The organism is Mesorhizobium sp. W016 (genome assembly GCF_054719485.1).
This window is the reverse complement of record NZ_JBTTIF010000002.1, coordinates 4,448,854-4,456,207: the sequence shown is the minus strand read 5'-3', so window position 1 is coordinate 4,456,207 and position 7,354 is coordinate 4,448,854. Positions and strand designations below refer to the sequence as shown.

The window sequence follows — 7,354 nt, the reverse complement described above, 5'->3', positions numbered from 1 at the left end:
CGTACGGGTGCGGGGACAATGCCCCGCGCACTAATGACAGTCGTTTCTATTGACAGACGACCAATGTACACTCCGAAAACGGGCTTTACGCAAGTACATTGGACCAGAAATACAACGGGAGAACGAAAAATCCTGGGGAAAAGGTGCTCCCGCAAGAAAACAAAAAAACTGGACGGCGGTGCGCCGGTGACCGTCCGCTCACCAGCCGCCTCCGCCCATGCGGATTTTGAGCCCTTCGCTCGTATTGCTGCGTCACCGATGGAGACCGTCCTGCGCAACCCCGGTCGCAATGTGCTTATGACGCTCGTTCCTGCGAATTGCCGAGGTGTTGGCAAGCTCATCGCCCAGCGCTCCGCGCAGGTGGATGCCGTGAAACTTGACCTTGGGGGGAGGGTAATGCGGAAGCCGAAGCTGGGGTGGGTGCCGAGGCAGGAACTGAGGAGGCGGCAGATGCCGAGGGACCGGCCCGCTGGCTCGATACCTCCGTCTCGAGACTGCTCAGCGAAGTCTGGTCCGCGCTCATCTCGCTTTGAAGCGTCGTCACCGTCTACTCGAGGAGCTAGGACAAAACGGCCAGTGGTGCGTCCGGGACTCCGCGTCTTGCGCGCTTCCTCCTGGCATTGATCTTCGCCGTGTCGGCGCCGGAACGGCCGAAACCGACAGGTACTCCGCGATTGACGACGCGAACCAACGCTGTCGGGGCCGAGCGCCCCAGTTTCACCGATCGCTGCCGCTGACCTCGCGCTGCGCCTGTCGACCTCGGGCATGTCCCGTTCAAGAGAAAGCCATAGCCCCGTTTGTTACGGTACGCTACGCTGGTTCAGTCCAGGCTGGTTGCTCGAAAAGCGCGCTCCAACTCTGGAGCAAAAGTCGTTGACGACTGTGTGTGTGTATTACGATCCCGAAGGTCACGACCTAGCAGAACACCGACCAGCCCATCCGGTCAGCCAGCATTTCGGCGGCCATGGTGCCAAGCTTCGAATTGCCTTGCGCCTTCAGCCCGGGCGACCAGACGGCGATGGAGGCGCGGCGAGGGGCAATTGCCAATATACCACCGCCTACGCCACTCTTGGCTGGCAAGCCGACACGATAGGCGAAATCCCCCGAGCCGTCGTAATGGCCGCAAGTCATCATTAGCGCATTGATCCGCCGCACGTTGTCCGCCGAGATAAGGCCGGTTTTGCCGGCGCCAATCAGGAAGCGCCCGGCTTGAGCCAACTGCACGCAACTCATTTCTATGTCAATCGGCCTGGAATGGGGACCCCGGATCGGCGCGCAAAAGGGACCCCTCGTAGGGCACAACGGTCAGCGCTCGCCGGGCGGAACTGGTCGGGGTTGTGCAGCCCGGCGAGTGCGGATCAGCGTTATGGGGTGATCAGGCGCGGTTCTTGAAGCGCCAGGATTCGTTTCCGGTCTCGATGATCTCGCAGTGGTGGGTGAGACGGTCCAGCGGCGAGGGTAGGGCGGGTTCGGTGGTGATTTCGGCGAGCGGTTAGCGCCGTCGCGATGACGCCCTAGCGCTTCCAGTTCGCGACTGCACGCACTGCTTTGATGTAGCTGAAGTCGTCAACCTTACCGTTGGCGTATTCGACGTAGAAGCCTTTTGTACTTCTCCCTTCGGCGCGAACCCAGTCCCGAAAATAGCTAACTGGCTCGTCCGGCATTGGCCATTCAGTAGCTGCGCAGTAATCCCGAAACAGCGCATCCAAAGCCGTATGCTCGGCACCTGATAGGCGAGTTTGCATTTCGCCGTCGTTGAGGATGGCTTGGAAGTGCGTTTGAGCATCCCCCGCCTTATCGAACTTCATGCCATTGCTGAACAGAGTTGGCTTAGCCATGGTTGTTATCCCTCCTATGTTCCCGCGCGATTGTCGTGTCAAAAAAGGTTGCCCATATCACCCGGATGCATAGGCATCTTAGGCTTTCGATATCGATCGGGCCGTTGCTCGCACTCTTCTCGGACGCGTTTAAGCCAGGTTTCATACCAACACCACGTCTTCCCAACGGCGACAGCGCCATAGCCCTTTGCCGGGTTCTTGGCGTCTAGTTTCTTCCACAGCTGCGTATGGCTATCCTGCGTGAAACCGTTCCAGCCTTCGGCCTGCATAGCCCGCACGACCTCACTTGGGAGGTACTTTTTCTTGTCCACCTCCTTGAGGACGACATTGAGCTTCGCATCCAATTCCGACCCTGGCGGGACAAGCTCCACCGCAAGATCGGCACCCGGAGCACGGTTAGCTGTCTTGTGGATCATGAACACCCGGAAGGCAAAGCGTGGGTCGGCTCTCTGTTCGGCTGTCAAATGCCGCTCGAACTCATCCATGGCAGTCTCGATGTGGCGCGGGAGGTCACCGGCCTTCTTTAAAATGGCCCGCTGATCGGGGCTGAAAGTTACGAACTGCAACGCGATGGGAAGGCGGCGTTCCAGCGCGAATTGATCACCGAAAAATTCCTTGATCGCATCGTTGAAGTTGATGCAGCACGCTTGGAGTTTCGCACTTACGGTATCGTCAATCCGGCTTGTGGACCGATGTTCGATCTCGTTGCGAAGCTCGATTAGGAACTCCAAGTTATCCTTTGCGCCCATTTTAACAGGGCAAAGAGTATGCTTTAGGCAGTTCCCGAGTTCCCAGTATTTTTCAGCGCCGCTCGGGGTCGTGTCAAAGACAACTTCTCCGTTCACCAGCCGCTTGTATCGATAGTCGATTCCTTCACGCTTAAACCATGAGTGCAGGAGATAGGTCCACGCGATTATCGCGGTCACAATAAATAGTTCCGCGCGAAAGGTGAGGCCAGCGCTGTTGAAGGTGTGAACCGCAGCGATCATCGATTCACGCGCCTTAATCAGCAGTTCGTCGCCCTTGAGGCTCAGCCCAGTTTCCGGATCGATCCCAGGCCATGAGTTTAGAAACGCGGCTAGCTCGTCATCAGTCGCGGCCTCTATGTCCGGCCCTCTCTTCCGCCCTCTAACTTCGCCGATGGCGCGATGATTTATGGACCGGGTCGGGCGGGTGAAATAGGCAAGAATGTCTTGTTCGTTCGGCCATCGCCCGTCAGCGATCATCCGCCGAACTAGCGCGATCTCCCAATTTTCGAGTTTGTTGCCGCGCCTTCGCACCGGCATAGCCGCTGCCCCCTTTTCGCTATACCCGTAGAACACTGCTTTCCAGCGCGCAAGGCGGCCAAGTCAGAAGTATCTAAAACGTTATTCAGAAATCTTCATAGGCCCGCTGCTTTGATAAGTTCCAACGCGATTTCAATGGATATGAATGAATAATTCCTGTGTTAACGGTTGTAGAGAATTCCGTTACGATCTCGCCAATTTTTATCACCTCAGTCGCCGTCCTGTAGCCGCTTATAATACCGGCGATTCTAAAATCGTTTTGATTGGGAGGGTGGAAAACTACAGGCCCCCCGGAAAAACCGGGGTTGTTATGTCCGTCTAAATAAAGCAGTACCGGGTCGAAAAGGGAAGCTGTGGCACGCTTCACAAAAGGCAACGGATAGCCGTCGTGAGTGTGAAAGTGCCCTGTCCACCCAAAGGGAAATCCGAGAAAATATACCTCTTGCCCGTAAATCAGCCCTGTCAACTGGTAGATCTTTTGGTGTAAGTTTTGCCCCAATCTTCAACACTGCCACGTCCAAGCCATCTGCTGCCATTGCAACCCATAAAACAGGATGCTCGACCCAATCCAATTCGCGGCGTATATATATCGGCATGCCATTTTCTATTTTAGGGAGTACGTGCGCTGCAGTCACGAGGTATTCATTTCCATTGAAGTCTATTGTGAAAGCAGTGCCAGTTCCTTGGCCATATCCTATCTGAAAAACCCTGTGAATTATATTTGTGGTTATCATCTGGAGTTCTCCATCTATAGGCCATGGGGGGCGTTTTAAGGCAGGACTTTCAGCTTGGGAAGCTAACCCTATCGTTGAGATTCTAGCGTCTTAGGTGTGATTCATACGAATCAACGACTTAGCAAACGATTGTAAAACGCAATGCCAACCATTCTTGCTGTCTTGATGCTTGCGGGATGGCTGGTCGTGCTCGATGGCGACATCATCGTCCTGGACGGCACGCATATTCGGATCGCCAACATAGACGCTCCCGAAGTCCATCAATTCCATTGCGATGCCGAGCGACGACTTGGTCTGGTCGCAAAACGGTGAATGGTCGAGCTGTTGAACAGCGGCCCGGTAGCTGTTCACGTTGGTGACCCCAAGGATGGTCGCAAGAAGGATCGCCATGGCCGCACTGAACTGGAGCCGGAAGCTCCGGAGCCGGACACGACGAACGCTGCGCGCGCCGACCGCAGCGCCTAGCCGAGGGGGGCGAACCCTTCAAATTGCCGTCGAGTAAGCGCGACGGCCGGAGCCGCCGCGCGGTTCCGGCCATTTCTGTTGGAGAATTTCCGGCCGCGCCATTGGTGCGGTCGGGGACCTCGACCTAAGAACGGCAGCAATGAGAAGCTGATGATCTTGGCATGAAACACCATCGCCCAACAGGACAGCGCGTTACCATCAGACGAGATATATCGTCATTAAATGATCAGCCGTTCACCGAGTCCTTGAGAGCCTTTGCCGGCTGGAAAACGATCTTCTTCGATGCGGCGATCTTGATCGTGGCGCCAGTCGACGGATTGCGGCCATCACGTGCTGGCTTGTTCTGTACCTTGAACTTGCCGAAGCCATTGAGGCTGATTTCCTCGCCCTTGGCAGCGGCTTCCGCAATGCCCTTCAACACATCCTCGACCACGGATTTCGCTTGGGTTTTCGACAGGCCGTGCGCGTCTGCAAGGCGTTCGGCAATATCGATAGTGTTTACAGCCATCGTTTCCATCCCTTCTGAGTTGGTTCAACGATTGGCCTTATGGCACAGGCAATTCCACACTGTCATCGCTTCAAGGAACGGAATCCAGTGCAAACCAATGCTCGAACCGGGAGTTTCCAACACTCTTATCGCGAGAGTCACGCAGCGCATCACCTCGGCATCAGACGCCCCCTTTCGCAGCGATGCCTCACGTTCGTGAGACGCGCGAGAACTTTCGGCCATGCGGTGGAGGAACAGGTGTGACGCGGCTGTCCTCGCCTTCGATCTCAAATCAGACTTGCATCAAATCGGCGTGAGACAGGAAATCGTCACGGCTGACACCGACACATTACGCTGCCCGGCGGGCCGCACGCTGGTCCGCAAGCAATTGCGTCGCAAGAAGCGCAACGTGACCTATGTGTCGCTCGACTGGTCGAGCGGCGCTCTCAAGTCCGCAATGCACCACGGCCGAGCGCCGTTTCGTCAAGCGCCATCTGGACGAGGATGCGCTCAGCCGAACGAACGCCAGAGCCTCCCGATCTCATGGCCAGGCGACGCTGCGCCGCCTAACGTCCCTTCGAAACCATCAAGCGGATGATGGCAGGAGGACGTTTCCTCACCAGAACCCTCAAAGGAAGCAGAACCGAAATGGCGCTATCCGTGCTTGCCTGCAACATGCTGCGCGCCATCAACATCAATGCCGCCGAGGCCTGAAACCAAAAGAGGAGAGGCTCCGGTCAAACCGGAGCCTCCAATCGTTTCCACACAGCCTGGCAAGGCGGGGCTTTGCCATGGTCATGCCTGGCACGTCCGCCAAGTGCCGCGCGCTAGGCTTTGGCCGGTGCCTTGCGCGCCTTCTTCACTGGTGACTTGATGGCTGTCGCAGCTGTTCTCGCTGCCGCCGCACGCGCGGCCGGTTTGCGTTTTTCTGCCGCGGCAGACGTGGGCGTCGCCGCCTTGCGCCCGAGCCCTATTGATTTCGCCAGAGCCGACCGGGTGGCCGCGTAGTTCGGCGCCACCATCGGATAGTCGGAGGGCAGGTTCCATTTCTGCCGGTATTCGTCGGGGCTCAGGTTGAATTGCTGAAGGTGCCGCTTGAGCGATTTGAATTTCTTTCCGTCTTCCAGACAGATGATGAAGTCAGGTGTCACCGATTTCTTGATCGAAACTGCCGGATCCTGTTTTACCACAGGTTCTACCGCCGGCGTGCCGATGCCATTCAGGGCGGCATGGATGTCGCCGATTAGTTTCGGCAACTCGCCAACCGGTACTGGATTGTTCGATACATAGGCGGCGACAATGTCAGCCGTTATCGACACGGTATCCAGTTTGTTGCCTTGCTCGAGAGCAGCGGTCATATGATTTCCCTTTTTTGTATCGGATGAATTGAGCGACGTTTGATGTTTTGGCCTGCCCATGACGCAAATAGTACATTTCTTCGTAAAATCCACGCCTCTTGCGCAACATGACAAGAGTAGTTTCGCTTCTGTCATCCCGTCGGCTGGAATGCCCTTGCCGATCGCATCTAAAGCGAGGCGCTTTTCCGCTTGTTCCAGCTGTCCAAAGCAGTGCTGGCCCGCACCCTGGCTATAAAGGTTGTATCAACGCGCAGTGTGCATGATCGCAACTGTGGGGCGTGGGAAGTTTCGAGGGAACACGATCTGGCTTTTGAAGTTGCTCATAGTGCAGCGCCTGCCTTGACGAGCTTCGCCTACTCCAGCCTTGCACCCTTCATCATCTGGCTCAAAGCTCGCGAGAGAAGATTGTCGCCGGTAGCGACGACGATCGCGAAAGCTTCCTGCGCAAGCGCGTGACTGCGGCGTTGGCGCATCGCGAAGTCTGCTGTTCGGGCTTCGCACCGGCCGTCACTCGCGCCGACCAATGCGACTATCGCTTCCCCCTTTGCTCTCCGCGCCATTCCCCATCGAACGCCTGCCTACCCTTCGCAGTCCATAATCCTCGTGCTTGCTCGCCTTCATGGCTTTGCAGCTTAGCGGCGATCCAAAGCATCGCTCCATAGATGGCTGCGCGATCGTCGTTGGTCAGATCAACGATGCCTGCCTTGACGACGAGGCCGCCGAGTTCGATGAGCTGCCGGGTACGTTTGCGACGCTCGACCTGCCACGTCCTCATGTCATTGCGAGCCTGTGTCGCTTGCCGGCGATTGCGCGCTGCCCGGTTGCGCTGGAGCGCCGCGTGGGTTGCGCTGAGATTCCGAACCAGTTCGCCGGGGCCTGCTCTCGAAAAACATCACTCCACGCTTGGCCCATGCCTCGCGCTTTGCGGTGTCTTTCGTCTCAGCGATTGCGACCAGCGCGCCGGCCAGTTCGTCGGTGGTAAGCTGATCGGCGCCGGTGGCGATCACCAGTTCACCAAGTTGCTGCATCTTTCGCGTCTTGAGCTCGCGCGCCTTTTCTTCCAGCGCCTTCAGTTCGGCGTCAAAGTCCCGTGGTTTGCGCATGGTTGTCTCCATTGATTGTCGATGCGGCGATGATAGGCGAGCGCGCTCCGGAAGGCTTCAGGGTTGCCGACACCGCCCGGGAC

Annotated in this window: 8 protein-coding genes and 2 pseudogenes; all 10 read right to left on the bottom strand. The window is 57.1% G+C overall.

Features of this window, described 5'->3' with window-relative positions; all coding sequences use genetic code 11:
* Positions 1-915 precede the first annotated feature (915 nt).
* Positions 916-1,239: pseudogene (locus ACYG9V_RS22210) on the bottom strand (glutaminase); the annotation flags it as partial.
* A gap of 136 nt (positions 1,240-1,375) precedes the next feature.
* A pseudogene (locus ACYG9V_RS22205) lies at positions 1,376-1,450 on the bottom strand (ATP-binding protein); the annotation flags it as partial.
* A 64-nt stretch (positions 1,451-1,514) separates the two neighbouring features.
* Positions 1,515-1,838: a DUF3223 domain-containing protein gene (locus tag ACYG9V_RS22200; protein ID WP_352763652.1), complete on the bottom strand. Its 324-nt coding sequence runs from the start codon at positions 1,836-1,838 to the stop codon at positions 1,515-1,517.
* 38 nt (positions 1,839-1,876) lie between these two features.
* Positions 1,877-3,124, bottom strand: a complete 1,248-nt coding sequence (locus ACYG9V_RS22195) for a DUF3644 domain-containing protein (protein WP_352763655.1) — start codon at positions 3,122-3,124, stop codon at positions 1,877-1,879.
* 85 nt (positions 3,125-3,209) lie between these two features.
* Complete coding sequence (locus ACYG9V_RS22190; protein WP_352763658.1) at positions 3,210-3,590, bottom strand: serine protease family protein; 381 nt, start codon at positions 3,588-3,590, stop codon at positions 3,210-3,212.
* A 358-nt stretch (positions 3,591-3,948) separates the two neighbouring features.
* Positions 3,949-4,248: a hypothetical protein gene (locus ACYG9V_RS22185; RefSeq protein ID WP_352763660.1), complete on the bottom strand. Its 300-nt coding sequence runs from the start codon at positions 4,246-4,248 to the stop codon at positions 3,949-3,951.
* A 301-nt stretch (positions 4,249-4,549) separates the two neighbouring features.
* Positions 4,550-4,831, bottom strand: coding sequence for an HU family DNA-binding protein (locus tag ACYG9V_RS22180; RefSeq protein WP_095089546.1), 282 nt, complete (start codon positions 4,829-4,831; stop codon positions 4,550-4,552).
* Positions 4,832-5,637: 806 nt separating this feature from the next.
* Positions 5,638-6,168 carry a Ros/MucR family transcriptional regulator gene (locus ACYG9V_RS22175; RefSeq protein WP_352763662.1) on the bottom strand — a complete coding sequence of 177 codons (531 nt, stop codon included), beginning with the start codon at positions 6,166-6,168 and terminating at the stop codon, positions 5,638-5,640.
* A 529-nt stretch (positions 6,169-6,697) separates the two neighbouring features.
* A complete protein-coding gene (locus ACYG9V_RS22170; protein ID WP_352763665.1) occupies positions 6,698-6,943 on the bottom strand; it encodes a conjugal transfer protein TraD in 246 nt (81 codons plus the stop codon).
* 1 nt (position 6,944) lies between these two features.
* The gene (locus tag ACYG9V_RS22165) at positions 6,945-7,271 is read right to left on the bottom strand and encodes a conjugal transfer protein TraD (RefSeq protein ID WP_352763668.1); all 327 of its coding nucleotides are present in this window, start codon (positions 7,269-7,271) and stop codon (positions 6,945-6,947) included.
* Between the last annotated feature and the right edge of the window lie 83 nt (positions 7,272-7,354).